This is a genomic window from bacterium SCSIO 12844, from assembly GCA_024397935.1.
Taxonomy (GTDB): Bacteria; Pseudomonadota; Gammaproteobacteria; order Francisellales; family Francisellaceae; genus M0027.
This window is the reverse complement of sequence record CP073743.1, coordinates 3035463-3052173: the sequence shown is the minus strand read 5'-3', so window position 1 is coordinate 3052173 and position 16711 is coordinate 3035463. Positions and strand designations below refer to the sequence as shown.

Annotated in this window: 15 protein-coding genes; 10 read left to right on the top strand and 5 right to left on the bottom strand. The window is 34.0% G+C overall.

Translation table 11 applies throughout. The annotated features are described in order from the left end of the window. Positions 1-29 precede the first annotated feature (29 nt). Genes infB through KFE69_13455 form a run of 3 tightly spaced genes read left to right on the top strand, consistent with a single transcriptional unit; the run spans position 30 to position 4351 of the window. Positions 30-2666, top strand: a complete 2637-nt coding sequence (gene infB / locus KFE69_13465; protein UTW42463.1) for a translation initiation factor IF-2 — start codon at positions 30-32, stop codon at positions 2664-2666. After that, positions 2667-3113 carry a 30S ribosome-binding factor RbfA gene (gene rbfA / locus KFE69_13460; GenBank protein UTW42462.1) on the top strand — a complete coding sequence of 149 codons (447 nt, stop codon included), beginning with the start codon at positions 2667-2669 and terminating at the stop codon, positions 3111-3113. A gap of 56 nt (positions 3114-3169) precedes the next feature. Continuing rightward, entirely contained in the window at positions 3170-4351 is a 1182-nt protein-coding gene (locus KFE69_13455) for a beta-ketoacyl-[acyl-carrier-protein] synthase family protein (GenBank protein UTW42461.1), read from the top strand. Positions 4352-4353: 2 nt separating this feature from the next. Here KFE69_13455 and KFE69_13450 read toward each other — a convergent pair whose 3' ends face one another. Beyond that, a complete protein-coding gene (locus KFE69_13450) occupies positions 4354-5148 on the bottom strand; it encodes a hypothetical protein (protein UTW42460.1) in 795 nt (264 codons plus the stop codon). 433 nt (positions 5149-5581) lie between these two features. Beyond that, positions 5582-6172, bottom strand: a complete 591-nt coding sequence (lexA, locus tag KFE69_13445) for a transcriptional repressor LexA (protein UTW42459.1) — start codon at positions 6170-6172, stop codon at positions 5582-5584. 138 nt (positions 6173-6310) lie between these two features. On the opposite strand from lexA, the gene KFE69_13440 reads away from it, so the two are divergent. From KFE69_13440 to pdxT, 3 genes are all read left to right on the top strand, one after another. After that, on the top strand, positions 6311-6733 hold the full coding sequence (locus KFE69_13440; protein ID UTW42458.1) for a carboxymuconolactone decarboxylase family protein: 423 nt from the start codon (positions 6311-6313) through the stop codon (positions 6731-6733). A 99-nt stretch (positions 6734-6832) separates the two neighbouring features. Next, positions 6833-7699, top strand: a complete 867-nt coding sequence (pdxS, locus tag KFE69_13435; GenBank protein ID UTW42457.1) for a pyridoxal 5'-phosphate synthase lyase subunit PdxS — start codon at positions 6833-6835, stop codon at positions 7697-7699. Then, the gene (gene pdxT / locus KFE69_13430; protein ID UTW42456.1) at positions 7699-8310 is read left to right on the top strand and encodes a pyridoxal 5'-phosphate synthase glutaminase subunit PdxT; all 612 of its coding nucleotides are present in this window, start codon (positions 7699-7701) and stop codon (positions 8308-8310) included. The genes pdxS and pdxT overlap by 1 nt, the downstream gene beginning before the upstream one ends. Here pdxT and lolA read toward each other — a convergent pair. Both lolA and KFE69_13420 read right to left on the bottom strand, forming a co-directional pair. Next, positions 8290-8937 carry an outer membrane lipoprotein chaperone LolA gene (gene lolA, locus KFE69_13425; protein ID UTW42455.1) on the bottom strand — a complete coding sequence of 216 codons (648 nt, stop codon included), beginning with the start codon at positions 8935-8937 and terminating at the stop codon, positions 8290-8292. The two genes, pdxT and lolA, sit on opposite strands and share 21 nt — an antisense overlap. Then, entirely contained in the window at positions 8938-11376 is a 2439-nt protein-coding gene (locus KFE69_13420) for a DNA translocase FtsK 4TM domain-containing protein (protein UTW42454.1), read from the bottom strand. A 136-nt stretch (positions 11377-11512) separates the two neighbouring features. Here KFE69_13420 and KFE69_13415 point away from each other — a divergent pair, with 136 nt between their 5' ends. Beyond that, the gene (locus KFE69_13415) at positions 11513-12925 is read left to right on the top strand and encodes a coniferyl aldehyde dehydrogenase (GenBank protein ID UTW42453.1); all 1413 of its coding nucleotides are present in this window, start codon (positions 11513-11515) and stop codon (positions 12923-12925) included. Between the two features lie 6 nt (positions 12926-12931). Here KFE69_13415 and KFE69_13410 read toward each other — a convergent pair whose 3' ends face one another. Further along, positions 12932-14002, bottom strand: a complete 1071-nt coding sequence (locus tag KFE69_13410; GenBank protein ID UTW42452.1) for a hypothetical protein — start codon at positions 14000-14002, stop codon at positions 12932-12934. A 118-nt stretch (positions 14003-14120) separates the two neighbouring features. Between KFE69_13410 and KFE69_13405 the strand changes: the two genes are divergently transcribed. The 3 genes from KFE69_13405 to KFE69_13395 all read left to right on the top strand — a co-directional run bounded on the left by KFE69_13405 (position 14121) and on the right by KFE69_13395 (position 16662). Further along, positions 14121-14996, top strand: coding sequence for a LysR family transcriptional regulator (locus KFE69_13405; GenBank protein ID UTW42451.1), 876 nt, complete (start codon positions 14121-14123; stop codon positions 14994-14996). A gap of 279 nt (positions 14997-15275) precedes the next feature. Then, positions 15276-16247, top strand: coding sequence for a hypothetical protein (locus KFE69_13400; GenBank protein UTW42450.1), 972 nt, complete (start codon positions 15276-15278; stop codon positions 16245-16247). A 220-nt stretch (positions 16248-16467) separates the two neighbouring features. Next, positions 16468-16662, top strand: coding sequence for a hypothetical protein (locus tag KFE69_13395; protein ID UTW42449.1), 195 nt, complete (start codon positions 16468-16470; stop codon positions 16660-16662). Positions 16663-16711: the final 49 nt, after the last annotated feature.

Genomic DNA, 16711 nt, shown 5'->3' with positions numbered 1-16711 from the left:
TTAAGTATAAATTTAAGGGAGGCGCAACGATGACAGAGATAACAGTTGCACAATTAGCCAATACTGTTGGAATCGGCGTTGATCAGCTAGTAGAGAAATTAAAAGAAGCAGGCATTGATAAAGCCGATGGTAAAGATTTAATTACTGACGATGAGAAAAATAAATTACTAGGCCATATTCAAGGTGTTGATGGTAAAGCTGAGAGTAATAAAATTACTTTAAAACGTAAAAGTACACAAAAGCTAAAATTATCCGGGCAAAATCGCAAAATTAATGTAGAAGTTCGTAAGAAAAAGGTGATTGTTAAGCCTAAAGATGAGCTTGTAGAAGAAGAACAAGAAGTTATAACAGATACAAAGCTTGAGGATAAGCATCAAGAAATAGCTGAGCATAGTGAGCCTGAAGTTAAAAAAGATGTTACTGAAAAATCAGCTGCTACAGTTGATGACCAAGGGCTTGAACAAGAGAAGGGAGCAGAAGTTACTGAGACTAAAAAATCAATTAAGAAAACAAAAAGTGCAGATGTTAAAGAAGTTGATGTTGATAAGACTGAAAAAAATCATATAGAAGTAGAAAGTAAAAATAAGACAAAAGAAGAATCTGTTACATCTAAAGCTGAAACAAAAACTCAGGATGAAGCATCAAAAGAGCCTAAAAAAGAAACCAAGCCACATAAAAAAGAAAAAGATAAATTTGAGAAAGATGATAAGCGCTTAGCTGAGTTAAAAGAAAAATCACAGACGAAAAAGAAAAAATCAAAAGGACGTAAAAAGCACTCTTCAAAAGAGCTTTTAGATGATACCTATGATCAAGCTACAATGCAGAATAAACGTGCTGCTGAACGTATGAATAAAAGACGTATTGATTTAAGCAAAGTTAAAACACAGAAATTTACTAAACCTCAGGCACAAATTTTACGTGAAATTGAAATTCCTGAAGAGTTAACCGTGCAAGAGTTAGCACAGAAAATGGCACGAAAAGCAGCTGAGATTATTAAAGTCTTAATGAAAATGGGGACAATGGTTACAATTAATCAAATGATAGATCAAGAGACAGCTATTTTAGTAACAGAAGAATTAGGCCATAAATATCGTTTGACTAAAGCAGATGCCATTGAAGATGAAGTAAAAGTTGATGAATCAGTTGGTGATAAATTACCTCGTGCACCAGTTGTAACAATTATGGGACATGTTGATCATGGTAAGACATCCTTGCTTGATTATATTCGACGTTCAAAAGTTACTGCAGGCGAAGCAGGCGGTATTACTCAGCATATTGGTGCTTATTCGGTTGCAACTGAAAAAGGCAACATAACCTTTTTAGATACACCTGGGCATGAGGCATTTACATCGATGCGTGCACGCGGTGCCGATTGTACGGATATTGTTATTTTAGTTGTAGCAGCAGATGATGGTGTTATGCCACAAACGCTTGAAGCAATACAACATGCTAAAGCTGCAGGCGTGCCAATTATTGTTGCTGTTAATAAGATTGATAAACCTGAAGCTGATCCAGAGCGTGTTAAAAATGAGTTATCACAACATGATGTTATTCCTGAAGATTGGGGTGGAGATGCAATGTTTGTTCATGTCTCTGCAAAATCAGGTGAAGGCATTGATGAATTGTTAGATGGTGTTTTATTGCAAGCAGAAGTTTTAGAATTAAGTGCGTCTGTAGATGGTTATGCTAAAGGTGTTGTTGTTGAGTCTAAATTAGAGAAAGGTCGTGGTTCTGTAGCAACAGTTTTAATTCAGTCAGGACACTTAAAAGCAGGGGATATTATTCTAGCGGGCCTTGAGTTTGGTCGTGTTAGGGCAATGCTTGGTGATCATGGTCAACCAATTACTGATGCAGGCCCTTCAACGCCTGTCGCTGTTTTAGGACTTTCTGGTGTGCCAAATGCAGGTGATGAAGTTATTTCAGTTAAAGATGAGAAAAAAGCACGAGAAGTTGCACAATTCCGTCAAGAAAAACATCGCCAAGAAAAAATAAAACAACAACAAGCAGGTAAATTAAGTGCCTTGTTTGATCGAATGGGTCAAAGTGATGAACAGCAAACTTTAAGTGTGATTGTCAAAGCAGATGTTCAAGGTTCAGTCGAAGCCATTCAAGAGTCATTAACTAAACTATCAAATGATGAAGTAAAAGTAGAAGTTGTTGCATCAGGTATTGGTGGTATTACGTCATCTGATGTTAATTTAGCCATTGCATCACAAGCTGTGCTATTTGGATTTAATGTCCGTGCAGATATTACAGCAAAGAAAATGGCTGAAAAAGAAGAAGTTGACTTGAGATATTACAGCATTATTTATGATTTAATTGATGATGTTAAACAAGCGATGGGTGGTTTATTATCGCCTGAATTACGTGAAGAGATTATTGGTATCGCTGAAGTACGTGAAGTCTTTAGATCAGCTAAGATCGGTGCCATTGCAGGTTGTCGCGTACTTGATGGTATCATCAAACGTAATAATCCAATTCGTGTGTTACGTGATCAGGTTGTTATCTATGAAGGTGCACTCGAGTCATTACGTCATTTTAAAGAAGATGTCAGTGAAGTTAAAAAAGGTATGGAATGCGGTATTGGTGTCAAAAACTATAATGATGTTAAAGTAGGCGATCAGATTGAAGTCTATGAAACAACTGAAGTAAAGAGGAATCTTTAAGTGGCTGGAACCTCAAGAGTCTATCGGGTAGCAGATGAGATTCAACGTTTAATTGTAACAGCAATTAGAAAAAAAATACGTAACCCTAAATTTCAGTGGGTTTCAATTACATCAGTTGATGTCTCTAAAGATTTATCTTATGCCAAAATATATTATACATCTTTATCAGATACCGTTTCACAAACTGACTTAGCAGAAGCTTTTAACAAAGCTAAAGGCTTTTTTAGAAGTTATTTAGCAAAAGAGTTAAGCTTACGTATTGTGCCAAGTTTACGTTTTATCTATGACGATTCATTAGAGTATGGTTCAGAAATGTCTAAATTGATTGATTCAGCTCGTCAAGCGGATGAAGCATTTATTGATAAGAGTGAAACAACTCTAGAAAATGATGAGCAAACTGATTCTGAAAAAGATGATAAAAAGGATAAGCGTAAACGTTTAAGATAGCTTTGTCTAAACAAGGAATTGGTTATGTTAAATAGTATTATTGAAAGTATCAGCTAATGCAGATGTATTTAAATGATCTTGGAATTATCAACGCATTGGGTAATAGCAAAGACCAAGTAATTGATAATTTATTACAAAATAGCCAGATCAATGTTCACCACTATGATCAATTATTTAGTCAAAGATCATGCTATATTGCTGAAGTTACAGCACAACTACCAGAAATTAACCCATTATTTAAAGCATTTGACTGTCGAAATAATCGACTATTACTGAAAGCTTATCAACAAATAGAAGAAACGTTGAATCAGTTCAAATCAATTTATGGCAATCACCGCATTGGTGTTGTATTAGGCACAAGTACATCGGGTATTAGTGAAGGTGAGCATGCGTTTAATTATTTTAAAAATAATATAACTTACCCAGCGCAATTTAATTATAAACAACAAGAATTAGGCCAAATTGCCTTATTTTTATCTCAGTATCTACAGCTAGGCGGCCCTTCTTATACGGTATCAACAGCCTGTTCATCGAGTGCAAAAGCGATTATTTCTGGCGTAAGACTCATTGAAAGTAATCTCTGTGATGCAGTTATTGTCGGTGGCTGTGATACCCTATGTCAAATGACTTTAAATGGATTTGATTGTATTGATTCAGTTTCAGATGATATATGTAACCCATTTAGTACTAACCGTAATGGTATCACTATTGGTGAGGGAGCAGCCTTATTTGTATTAAGTAAAAAACCTTCAGAAATTCAATTACTAGGCTTTGGTGAAGCTTCTGATGGTTATCATATTACTTCACCTGATCCAGAAGGCTATGGTGCAAAATTATCAATGTCTGCTGCACTTGACTCTGCAGACTTTAAAGCAAATGATATTGGTTATATTAATGCACACGGTACAGCAACACCGAAAAATGATCAGATGGAATCAAAAGCAATCTATAAATTATTTGCTAATCAAACACCGATAAGCTCAACTAAGCCATTAACCGGTCACACTTTAGGTGCAGCAGCTGCCATTGAGTTAGGGCTATGCTGGTTATTACTATCACAACAATATAATCCTAAAAAATTAATACCAAAACAGTTATGGGATGGTATCAAAGGTGATGATGTTAGTGATTGTTTTATCATTAATGAACAAATAAATTATGATAAACCTTACTTTTTATCTAATTCATTTGCTTTTGGTGGTAATAATGCAAGTTTAATTATTGGTAGAGGTAATTAATTTTACATAACAATACAGCAAGTAGTTTCTTCATGTTGCTGTGTCGCAGGTGTTGTATGATTGGGTGCAAATAGTAATGGTACTTGATCATGACTGCTTGTTTGTGATTGTTTTGTTTGCTTTTCTTCAAAACAGTTATCAGAATCAGTATCTTCAGCTATATTGCTAAAAGGTAAGTCTTCGGGAAGGCATAGTGTTGGTGTGTCATCAAAGCCAGTCCATTCGAAATTAATGCCTCGATCTAAGTTTGTAGGTTGATAGCTTTTAAGTTTGTCATTTTTAAATGCTAGGTAGCTTTGTGTTAATTCTATATTCTCTGGAAAGTACTCTCCATAAGTGCTTACTGCATTGTGTATTAGAGCAATTGATCTTGGAGGGATAGCATCGGAAGAAGTATGGAAAATTTCACCAAAATCAATTGGAATGATTTTTCCATTGGGTAATTTTTTAAAATTATCAGGTTTAGGGTCGGCTATTAAGTATCCTTGTTTAAAAAGGTCATCAACAGCTTGTTGAACTTCCTCTCTAGATGGTTCGCTACCTTCAATCCATGGTGTATACATGGTGTTGGTATTTTCACTAGAGGCGCAAGCCAATTGATGTAATCCGATACTTATAAAATATTGATTCCATCTGTGAGCTTCTGAAGGAACATCAACAATTTCTAATTTAGAAGGCTTAATCACTTTTTTTGCATATAGCCCATCTGAAAGAGTACTATCATTGATAACTTGTAATTTATCCACAGTGCCAAATTGACCTCTAGATATGTGTTTTCTAATTAGTTTACGTGGCATTACTAATCCTTTTATGTATCATTCTTTCATGAAGTTGCAGCAGTATAAATGCTTATTAAAATCAGTATTACTGACTTGTTAACTTTATGTTTCAATTGAATTTTTTGAGTCTTCATGTTAGAAATAAGGTGTTTAAATTGTAATATTTATGAGTTGTTATAAGTCCAATATAACTGATTAATTTATTATTTTATAAGTGAAATCATAGATGAAAACTATGAAATATTTAGTCTGGTTTGATTGTATAAAAGTTAAACACAAAGTCTACGGATTAACTTTGTAATAGGAATGATTTTTTCTGATATTTTTGAAGGTGTATATTTGCATATGTTCTCTGATTGAAGTGATTGATAATTTAATCGTTGGCGGTCACTTGCAATTACATATAAGGTCTTAGTTAAGAGATTTTTTTGTTGTTTCATCATCTTTCCCCTTAGGCTTTAAAACATTGTTTATCGAAACGTGCACCTAAATAGATACCTTGAATTTGTACTTGGTTTTTATCATAAGTTTGCGGTTTAAGTTGTTGGTTATGCGGGATTAAGGTAATACTCGCATCATCATTGAATCGAACTTCTTTTAATGTTGCTTCACTATGATCAATTAAGGCAACTACAATCATACCATTTTTAATATCACTTTGTTGTTGAATTAAGACATAGTCACCATCTAAAATGCCAGAATCTACCATTGAGTCGCCTGAGACTTCTAAAAAAAATAAATTGGGTGCTTGAAGCAGTTGATTAAGGGATAATTGCTCGATAACTTCAAAGGCTTCAATTGGTTTTCCAGCTGCAATTTTACCCATTAAGGGCAGCGTATTATGTGCTTTATGAATGATTTGATTTGATTCGGATAAATAACCTTTCTCTCTTAATTTTTTAACTAATTTACAGATTGCCATTTTGGAAACACCTTGAATACGCCCAAGCTCAGAATACGCTGCAATATAACCTTCTGTTTCATAGATTGATTCAATCAATTGTAGTAGTTGTGCTTCTTTTTTTGTCAATGGCTGTTGCATAAGACTTATCCAAATATTGGTTTATTTTGTAGTATAGAGTTTACTAAAGGTTTACGCAAGTTGATTTGTATCATTTATTTAAGTTAACTATGCTATGCTATTGATTTAAAATTAATAAAATAATTTAAGGAAACAGCTATGCGCCTTGAATATTATGCATTATCAAAGGATTTATTTAATGATTTGATTGAAGTTAAAAATAAAGTTCAACAATGTGGCTTAGATAAAAAATTAATTGAATTAATGTATCTTAGAATCTCTCAGATTAATGGTTGCCAATATTGTATTAAAGTTCATAGCGCTGATTTAACTAAACAAGGAGAGTCACAACAACGTATTGATGCAGTAAATAATTGGCAAGATAGTAGTTTATTTACGAATCAAGAAAAAACTGCGTTTGCTTGGGCAGAGAGCTTAACCAATATCAAAGAAACTCAAGCTGATGATCACTATTATCAACCATTAAAAGCTTATTTTTCTGATAAAGAAATATCTGATTTAACTTTTGCAGTTGCACTAATGAATGCCTTTAACCGTCTTGCAATTGCACTTGGTCATTAATCTTTTTACCAAATAAGAATAAATCTTGCTCAATGGGGCATTATTCCTTAATATTGTAGCCCAAAATAATTTTAATCAATTGCTTAAGTGGAGATTTCGATGGATGTTAAAATTGGTTTAGCAGATATGCTAAAAGGTGGCGTTATTATGGATGTTACCGATAGTAAACAAGCAATCATAGCTCAAGAAGCTGGCGCTGTTGCTGTTATGGCTTTAGAACGTGTACCAGCTGATATCCGTAAAGAAGGTGGTGTTGCTAGAATGAGTGACCCTAAAATGATTAAAGAGATTATGGATGCTGTCAGTATTCCTGTAATGGCGAAGGTAAGAATTGGTCATTTTGTTGAAGCATCTATTTTGCAATCTATGGGTATTGACTTTATTGATGAAAGTGAAGTATTAACACCGGCAGATGACGAAAATCATATTAATAAGCATGCCTTTCAAGCGCCGTTTGTTTGTGGCTGTAGAAACTTAGGCGAAGCATTAAGAAGAATTGGTGAAGGTGCTGCATTAATCCGTACCAAAGGTGAAGCAGGTACAGGCAATGTAATCGAAGCGGTTCGTCACTTAAGAACTATCAATCGTGAAATGAAAGCATTAACGGTTTTAAATGATGATGAATTAATGGTTGCAGCTAAAAAATTACAAGCACCGTTTGAATTAGTTAAATACGTTGCTAAAAATGGCAAGCTTCCTGTGCCTAATTTTGCAGCAGGTGGTGTTGCAACGCCAGCTGATGCTGCATTAATGATGGAATTAGGTGCGGAAAGTGTCTTTGTTGGTAGTGGTATCTTTAAGTCAGATAATCCACAAAAACGAGCGCATGCAATTGTTCAAGCAGTAACTCACTTTAAAGACCACAAACTATTAGCTGAAATCTCAGAAGATTTAGGTGCACCAATGACAGGTATTAATATGGATGAGATCATTGAAAAAGAGCTAATGCATACTAGAGGCGATTAATGAGTGATCTAACTGTTGGTATTCTTGCCTTACAAGGGAATTACCACTCACATTATCAGTGTCTTAATAAGCTTGGCATTGATGCAATTTTTATCTCTAAACCTGAAACGTTATCAACGGTTGATGGTTTAATATTACCTGGAGGTGAGTCAGGTGTTATACTTAAACATTTTCAGTATAACCAACATTGGCAAGAGGCATTAAATCAATTTTATCAGCAAAAAAAACCGATACTAGGTACTTGTGCTGGTATTATTTTATTAGCAAAAGAAGTTGAACCAGAACAATCCTCATTAGGGTTTATTGATGTTAAAGTCACAAGAAATGCATATGGCCGGCAATTACAAAGTAGTAATGACTTAGTTTCTTTTTATTTGGATCAAGTAGAGCAAAATAATGATAAAACAGATGTGCTTATTTCTTTTATCCGAGCGCCTAAAATTGAAGCCATTCTTTCAAATAATGTCGATATCATTGCTATGCGGAACCAAGAAATTGTCGGTGTTAGACAAGCAAATGTATTTGCGCTAACCTGTCATCCAGAATATACAACAACGCTTGTTCATCAAAATTTTATAGAAGCAATTCAATCACTCAGTAGCACCGCCTAAGACATCAACACCTTTTGGTGGTGTAAAATCAAAAAAGCTTGTATTGATTTTATCGTAATTGTATTTATCAAATAAGATATAGGTATCAATGCCGGTACTTGTCCTTAGGGTTAGCTTTTTTAAATTACCGTTATCAAAATATAAAATAATTTTATTAATCGCGACACTTTCTTTATCTTTAGGAACTAATGTAAAGGTATTTTTTTTACGCTCATAAATAAAAAACAGATCATTTAATGTTTTAGGATCTCCTCTTAACAGTAATAATATTGGTGCTTGAGAGATTGTTTTAGGGACATCTTGAACAGTGACTTGTTCTAAGTCCATATCATAGTTCCATAATTTTTTACCATTAGAAACTAAAAGCTGTTTATTAGGCTTTAATACTTCCCATTTAAAAAAGCTTGGCTGTTTTACCCATAATGTGCCATAACTGACTGACTTATTACCAGTTGACTTATCAACAACCGTTTGCATGAAATTAGCTTGATAGCTTGAGATATGATGAATATGTTGTAATAGTTCATCAGTTGGTGTTGAGTTTTGCATAGCATAGATTGGTTGTGTCAATAGTAAAAAACCAATTGCTGTGACAAAGTATTTAAATTTTTGAATGGGTTGAAACATTTATGACGGTCTCCTAACTAAAACTTCTCTTAAGCCATTTTGTTGCATTTCACTGACAATACCAGCGGCTTCCATATCTTCGATTAAGCGAGCGGCACGATTATAGCCAATGCGTAAACGTCTTTGAATACTTGAGATGGAAGCGCGCTGACTTTCAAGTACAATTTGTACAGCCTGATCATAGAGTGAATCTTTTTCACCGCCTCCTTGTTGGTCATCACTTTCTTCATCATCGAGTGATGCTGTTTGTGTTATTGTTTCAATATAATTTGGTGTCGAATCATTTTTCAATGCATTAACAACACGATGAACTTCATCATCACTGACAAAAGCACCATGTAATCGATGAGGGACACCACTGCCAGGTGGTAAATACAACATATCTCCATGACCTAATAATTGTTCAGCTCCTTGTTGATCAATAATAGTGCGCGAATCAATTTTTGAAGAGACTTGAAAGGCAATTCGAGTAGGGATATTGGCTTTGATTAAACCTGTTACTACATCAACCGAAGGCCTTTGTGTTGCCAAAATTAAGTGAATACCAGCAGCACGCGCTTTTTGTGCGATACGTGCAATAAGTTCTTCAACTTTTTTACCAACCACCATCATCATATCAGCAAATTCATCGGCAACAACCACAATATATGGTAATTTAGATAAACTGGGTGCATCTTTTTCTGAGCCAGGATGTGCTTTTAACCACAGTGGATCTTTAATTGGTGTATCACTTTTTTCTTGTTGCTTAATTTTATCATTTAAGCCGGCAATGTTCCTTACGCCTACAGCAGCCATTAATTCATAACGTCGATCCATCTCTTTAACACACCAGCGTAATGCATTCGCGGCTTCAGTCATATCAGTTACAACAGGTGTTAATAAGTGAGGAATACCATCATAGATCGATAGTTCAAGCATTTTGGGGTCTATCATAATTAAACGTAGATCTTCTGGGGTACTTTTATAGAGCATACTTAAAAGCATTGCATTAACTCCAACAGATTTACCAGAGCCTGTCGTACCTGCAACTAATAAATGTGGCATTTTAGCTAAATTGGCAATAGATGGGCTACCGGCAATATCTTTTCCTAAGCCAAGTGTTACTGGTGTATTTGATTTTAAAAATTGATCACTTGATAATATTTCTTTTAAGCGTACTGTTTCGCGTTTTTGGTTGGGAATTTCAAGCCCTACATAGGGCTTGCCTGGAATGACTTCAACAACTCTAACACGTGGAATTGACAGTGAGCGAGCAATATCTTGAGATAAGGTGCTTAAACGTGATACCTTAATTCCAGGTGCTAATTCTAGCTCAAAGCGTGTAATAACAGGACCAGGGTAGACACCAGCAACGCGGACAGTAATATTATAATCAGCTAACTTTTGCTCAACTAGGCGTGCAAGATTTTCTAAGGTTTCTTCAGAGACTTGAGCTGGGCGTGCTTCTGGATCATCTAATAAATCAAGTGTTGGTAAGCTTGTGCCTTGACTATTGGATACGGTTAATGATGCAAATTCCGGTTGTTTTTTCTTTTTAGGTTTGTCTGTTGCTTGTGCTTGACTATGTTGATTCATTAGTTCATCAAAGGATAAGTTAGGCGTGATTTTTCCTTGTTTTGTTTCTTTTGGTGGTTTTTGCGTTATTTTATGATCAGCTTCTGGTTCTATATATAATGGTTTGTTATCGATTAACTGCTTATCTTTTATCTTTTTTTCTTCTTTGGCATCAGTGCGTGCCTTTTTAGCTTCATTTTTAATATTGCCTAAGGTTGAAGATGTTTTAAGTGTTGCTTTTTTGGTAATTTTAAATAAGCCTTTGAAGGTGCTGATTAATGCAAAAAGCCAGTTTAAGCCAGAAAAAAGAGTAAGGCCTAATGCCAGCATGGTAATAAATACAATAATACTACCACCAATACTTAAATAACTGTTGGTATATTCATTGAGTATGTATCCTGTAATACCGCCAGCGCCTTGTGGTAAGCCTGTGTGATAATCAATAAAAATTAACTCTGCTAATGCGCTGCCTGCGCCAAAGGTTAAAATAATGCCTAACCAGCGTAAAATCATAAGACTTATGGCGCGGTCATTAAAGCTTTGTCTTTCTTGATAGATAACCCATAGACCATAAATCATTAAAAAGGGAATTAAATAGGCAAAAAGACCAAATAGAGATAATAAAATATCAGCACTATAAGCACCCACTTCTCCAGCTGTATTATGTACAATACCATTGGATTTAATTTGTGACCAACCTGGGTCATTTGCATTATAAGTGACAAGGCTGATAAAAATAAAAACAGCAACAGCACCAATAATGATTAATGAAGCAATTTTCAGGCGCTCTAATAAGGGGGAATCTGTGGCTTCAACATGCTTTCTGCGATTGACTTTACTTACTTTAGTTTTTTTTGTTTTTTTGCTCGAATTTAATAGTTTCATTTGTTTTATCTACTTATGCCTTAATCAATTGATTAAATAATTATGATTGTTGTTTGATCACAGTCATTTTTTTCTCTAACCTGTTACAATGATAGCGAATTTTTCAGGTTTAAAACAAGTTAAAGGACTAATTTTGATGTCAAATGATGAAATTTTAAAATTAAAAACGGTTTTTGAAAATCAAAAACAAAGCTTTTTAGCATCACCATATCCAGATTATAAAACACGTCACAGTCAGATAAAGCAATTAAAAAGCATATTATTAGATAGTCAAAAAGCACTGTTGTCTGCTCTAAATGATGACTTTGGACATCGTAAATTTGATGAAAGTCGTTTAACTGAGCTATTTCCAATGATTTCGGCGTTTAAATATGTATTAAAACATCTAAAGTCTTGGATGAAGTCTGATAAGCGTCATGTTAGTTTATTATACTTTCCATCTCGTAATTATGTATTTTATCAACCGAAAGGTGTTGTTGGTATTATCGTACCTTGGAATTATCCTTTGATTTTATCAATTATCCCAATTATTTATGCACTTGCTGCTGGTAATCGTATTATGGTGAAATTATCGGAATTAACACCAAAAACCGAAAAAACATTAATCACAATTTTTCAAAGAGTTTTTTCAGAAGATGAAATTTGTTTTATACAAGGTGATGTGCATGTGGCACAAGCATTTAGTCAATTAGCATTTGATCATATATTTTTTACTGGATCAACTACAGTCGGTAGACTTGTGATGAAGGCTGCAAGTGATAACCTAACACCTGTAACTTTAGAATTAGGTGGTAAGTCCCCTGTAATTATTACAGAAAAAGCCAATCTTAAAAAAGCAGTTGCAAGTATTTGCTTTGCAAAGTATGTTAATTCGGGTCAAACCTGTATTGCACCTGATTATATTTATTTAGCTGCTTCATTAACTAAAGATTTTATACAAACATTATCAGATAGTTGGCAAAAATTTACACATAATCAATCATCTGATTTAACGGCTTTGATTAGTGATCAACACCTTAACCGAATTCAAGCGCTATTAGAGGATGCTAAGTCAAAAGGTGCATCGATCAATGTATTGGGTCAAGATACACCTTGGAGTGAAGCTCAATTAAGTAAACGCCAACTACCACTTTGTGTGGTAACTGGTTTGAAAGATGATATGCTATTATCGAAAGAAGAGATATTTGGCCCAATTTTGCCGATTATTAATTACCAAACACTTAATCAAGCCATTGAGTCAATTAAGCAAAAACCTCGAGCATTAAGCCTATATTTTTATGGTAAAGAAAGTGAATTTGAAGAAGTTATTAGAAATACGCATGCAGGGGGTGTTTGCTTTAATGATGCACTGATGCAAATTGCACAGGAAGATTTACCATTTGGTGGAATTGGACCATCTGGGATGGGCTCTTATCATGCAAAAGAAGGATTTATTACCTTCTCTCATGCAAAAGCAGTTTATTTAAAAGGCAAATTCACACCAGGATCTTTGATTTACCCACCCTTTGGTAAAGCGCATCGCATATTATTTAAGTTATTTCTGCGCTAGGTTTACTTATGTATAATAAACCATGCCACTGGCTAATAGTCTTGCTGTTCGTTTAAATGAGCAGGATTGAATCATAAGGGGTGCTATTTTTGCTGTCACTTTAATGGTAACTTCACCTTGAGCATGTCCAATACAAATTGATTGCTCACTTAAAGTAGGGTGTAATTTATGCTTTTCAGTATAACAGATCGTGCCATCGATGCATAAACAACTACCAATTGCCATTGCTGCAGTCATTGCCATTGCTGGATGGACTTTTGCATGTTTAGGGTTAGACCAATAATGGGCAAAAATATCTTGATTAGATTTGCCTTTGCTAATTAATGTAATTCTTGGAAAACTAACACAAGGATTACTAATACCCATTCTATCAGCACACTGTAATCTAAATGCTTCTAGTTGTTGGTTTAAATCTTTATCTTTTTCAAGTAACGATATTTCTTCATTACCAGTTAAACCAAAATCACTTGCTTTAGCAATGATTAATGCTCGTCCACAATCAATTAAAGTAACAGGAATATTATCAATGATATCTATTTTTTTTGTTGATGGAAAAATTGCTTTTGTTTGCGATGCAGAAGGTTGATAAAATGATACTGTCATAGGCGAACCTAATGGTTTCACGCCATCGATATGATAGCTACCTTCATAAATAATCTTACTATTTTTTATTGGCACACAGACTCTTTTTATTGAGTCTGTTTTCGGGCTGTAAATGGTTACTTGAGTATAATTTGGTTGCACTTTAACGATATTAGCTTCAATAGCACAGCAAGCCGCTGCAGTTAGCATATTACCACAGTCGCCATGAGTATCAACTTCCATTGAATTGATATCCACTTGTCCCATAATATACTCTAAATCGACTCCTTTTTTCTTAGAAGGAGAAAGAATGCCAATTTTACTTGCATTGGGTACGCCACCGCCTATACCATCGACTTGATAAGGGTGTGGACTACCCATAATTTTGCTAATGATTGTATTACGCGCTTTTTCATTTTTTGGTAAATCTTTTTTAAAGAAGAAAGCACCTTTAGAGGTACCACCTCGAAATAGATAATATGGTATACTTTTCATAAATGCCTCCAAATAAATGTATTTATCTATTGGTGACTACTATTTGATCATATAAAATTTGTTAAATACATTTTTAAAATCTATACTATAGATAAAGAAAAACTTAATCAGTATCAATATGCTTTATCCACCATTAAAGACATTGCCAGTATTTTTAACAGCAGCACAGTCAAATAGCTTTTTAAAAGCAGCTGAAACACACTGTATTACTTTGCCAGCAGTAAGCCAGCAAATAAAAGCATTAGAATATGATTTAAACTGTCAGTTATTTGAGCGAACTAATAACAAAGTTAAGCTCACTGAAAAAGGCCGAATTTTTTATGAAAGTATTACCCCTGCATTAAAAACAATAGAGCAGGCAAAATTTAAATTAGTAAATGACTCAACAAAGCATATTACATTAAGCTTACTGAATTCTATTTCAACCTTTTGCTTGATTCCCAATCTAGGCGATTTTTATTTACAATATCCTGAGGTAGATATTCGTTTATCAACGAATTGGTCATTACCTCTAATGCAACAGCATGATGTTGATTTGATTATTGGTTATGGAAATCAAGATGATTGGCTTAATCATACAGTAGAATACTTATCTAGTGACCGACTAGTTGCTGTGTGCCATCCCGACCTTTACTTCACTGGTGACATAGTTCAGATGTTCGATGAGAATAAATTGTTAATGATTAATGATATTCAATTTCGTCAGCAAGATTGGCAGAAATGGACCAATGGTAATAACCTTCCTTGCCCATCTATTGATCAATTGACAAGCTTTGGTAATACGGTGCAGGCAATTTATGCTTGTTTAAACAAAGTCGGTATTTTGGTAACTCATGAACTATTTGTGCGCCAGCTGATTGATCAGAAACAATTAATAACAATTGGAGAAGTTATTGATCACCCAGCGTATGGCTATTATCTGGTTTACCTTAAAGAAGACTCTCAAGCAATAACAAATTTTACATTATGGCTTAAAGCTATTATCCATGATTAGCTTTAGGGTTAACTAAGTGTATAAAGTTTTCATAATCACGTGCATAAATAAGATATGGCATAGTCATAGTATCCTTTGAGATTAGAATATGGTTAAGTTGTTAAGATCAAAGTATACTTTAATCTGATTGAGTTATGTGCTAAAAAATACAGTAGAAGTTCTAAATAGATCTTACTTAGAAAATCAACTTATATTGAATCATTGTTTTTATTATTATATTATTACATTTATTTTATCATTGATAATATATTAATATTTGAATTATCTAAAGGGTTTGTAATGATATTAACGATAATAGACCATAAAACAGAAGATTCTTTTCATAGCACTAAGAAAATTAGAGAGGAACTTAATATAAGTCATCGCTATACTGTAGAAAAACAGTTTTTTAAGGATAATCAAAATCAAGAATATAAAATTTATAAAATTGCTACAGATGATAAGGATAAGAAAGTTGGTATTCTCGCTACAAATAATTTTTATTTTGTTTTCGATTATGAGCATTGTTGTAAAGGTGGAAAGTTAGATCTGCTTAAAGTGAGTGGATGGCTTGAAAGCGCTCATGGAAAGGTGACAAAAGGTTTTTCTGGTAATCATCCATTTACACCACCTGATGGTAATTGGACAATTAATTTTATGGGACCTTCTGGGAGTATACTATATTCATCTTTTGATAAAGCTCGTGAAATAGCAGAAATAAAAACTTATGGGCGATGGTCTAGGATAAATGGTATTGTTTCACAAAAAGTTTGGCGAACTGCTGAAGGTAGTATGCCACAAAATGTAGAAAAATATCAAACATTAACAGATAAAGATAAAATATATAAAACCATTAGAGATGGAGAGAAATTTCTGCATACGAATAAATTAGTTGGTGGTTCAAAAGCACATCCTAGTTGCATTATGAATGTTTCTTTAACACCTGATCAAAAAGAGCATAATATTCAACATATGTATGCATTAGTAGAGCAGTCTAATGATGCGGGTTGTATCTACGCGCGTAATGAAAAATCTTATCTAAAAGGCATGTTATCTGATATGCATAAATTAGAAATGAATCAGGTTTTAGCAGTTAATAGTTGTCGAGGATATGATAAAGATAATCAGATAATGTGGGATGATGAATATAATCAAGGACCTACAATAGCTGACTCTCTTAATGTCTCGCTAGTAAAACAGCCTCCCATTCCGCTTTTTATAAAACAGTGTGAAGAGGAATGTTTACAAGAGAGCCTTAGTTTAGATGATTAAACGCTTATACTTTATTCATCGCTTATTTAATATGTTTTATCGACTCAATTTTATACTTACCTTAGTGATGTTGAGATATTTAAAGTAACCTGACTAAATAATCACGTATGTTTGTAATCGTCAATCTCTGATGTAATATGGAGATTTATCGTATTTTATTTGTTTTCTGTGAATGTAAAAATATAGTTAAGGCAAAAATAAAATACATAAGGGCTAGGTTATGTTAACAGAAATTAAATATATCTTTTATTTATTGGTAATTAGTTATCTAGTTGTTTGTGTAATAAACCTTTACTTTGATCTTGATTTCGCACACTCAGTTGAATGGATTGCAGCGATAATCAGTGCAATTTCTCTTTATATCATAAGTCATCAGAAAGTTAAAAAAGAGCAGGTTAAGTCTAAACGCAGATAAATTTTTATCAGTCATTATCCGGGGCGGCACGTCCGGTTTTGCAAGGGTT

Coding starts and splice junctions, on each gene's coding strand:
- infB (UTW42463.1), top strand. CDS start 30: ATGACAGAGATAACAGTTGCACAATTAGCCAATACTGTTGGAATCGGC.
- KFE69_13455 (UTW42461.1), top strand. CDS start 3,170: ATGCAGATGTATTTAAATGATCTTGGAATTATCAACGCATTGGGTAAT.
- KFE69_13450 (UTW42460.1), bottom strand. CDS start 5,148: ATGCCACGTAAACTAATTAGAAAACACATATCTAGAGGTCAATTTGGC.
- lexA (UTW42459.1), bottom strand. CDS start 6,172: ATGCAACAGCCATTGACAAAAAAAGAAGCACAACTACTACAATTGATT.
- KFE69_13440 (UTW42458.1), top strand. CDS start 6,311: ATGCGCCTTGAATATTATGCATTATCAAAGGATTTATTTAATGATTTG.
- pdxS (UTW42457.1), top strand. CDS start 6,833: ATGGATGTTAAAATTGGTTTAGCAGATATGCTAAAAGGTGGCGTTATT.
- pdxT (UTW42456.1), top strand. CDS start 7,699: ATGAGTGATCTAACTGTTGGTATTCTTGCCTTACAAGGGAATTACCAC.
- lolA (UTW42455.1), bottom strand. CDS start 8,937: ATGTTTCAACCCATTCAAAAATTTAAATACTTTGTCACAGCAATTGGT.
- KFE69_13420 (UTW42454.1), bottom strand. CDS start 11,376: ATGAAACTATTAAATTCGAGCAAAAAAACAAAAAAAACTAAAGTAAGT.
- KFE69_13415 (UTW42453.1), top strand. CDS start 11,513: ATGTCAAATGATGAAATTTTAAAATTAAAAACGGTTTTTGAAAATCAA.
- KFE69_13410 (UTW42452.1), bottom strand. CDS start 14,002: ATGAAAAGTATACCATATTATCTATTTCGAGGTGGTACCTCTAAAGGT.
- KFE69_13405 (UTW42451.1), top strand. CDS start 14,121: ATGCTTTATCCACCATTAAAGACATTGCCAGTATTTTTAACAGCAGCA.
- KFE69_13400 (UTW42450.1), top strand. CDS start 15,276: ATGATATTAACGATAATAGACCATAAAACAGAAGATTCTTTTCATAGC.
- KFE69_13395 (UTW42449.1), top strand. CDS start 16,468: ATGTTAACAGAAATTAAATATATCTTTTATTTATTGGTAATTAGTTAT.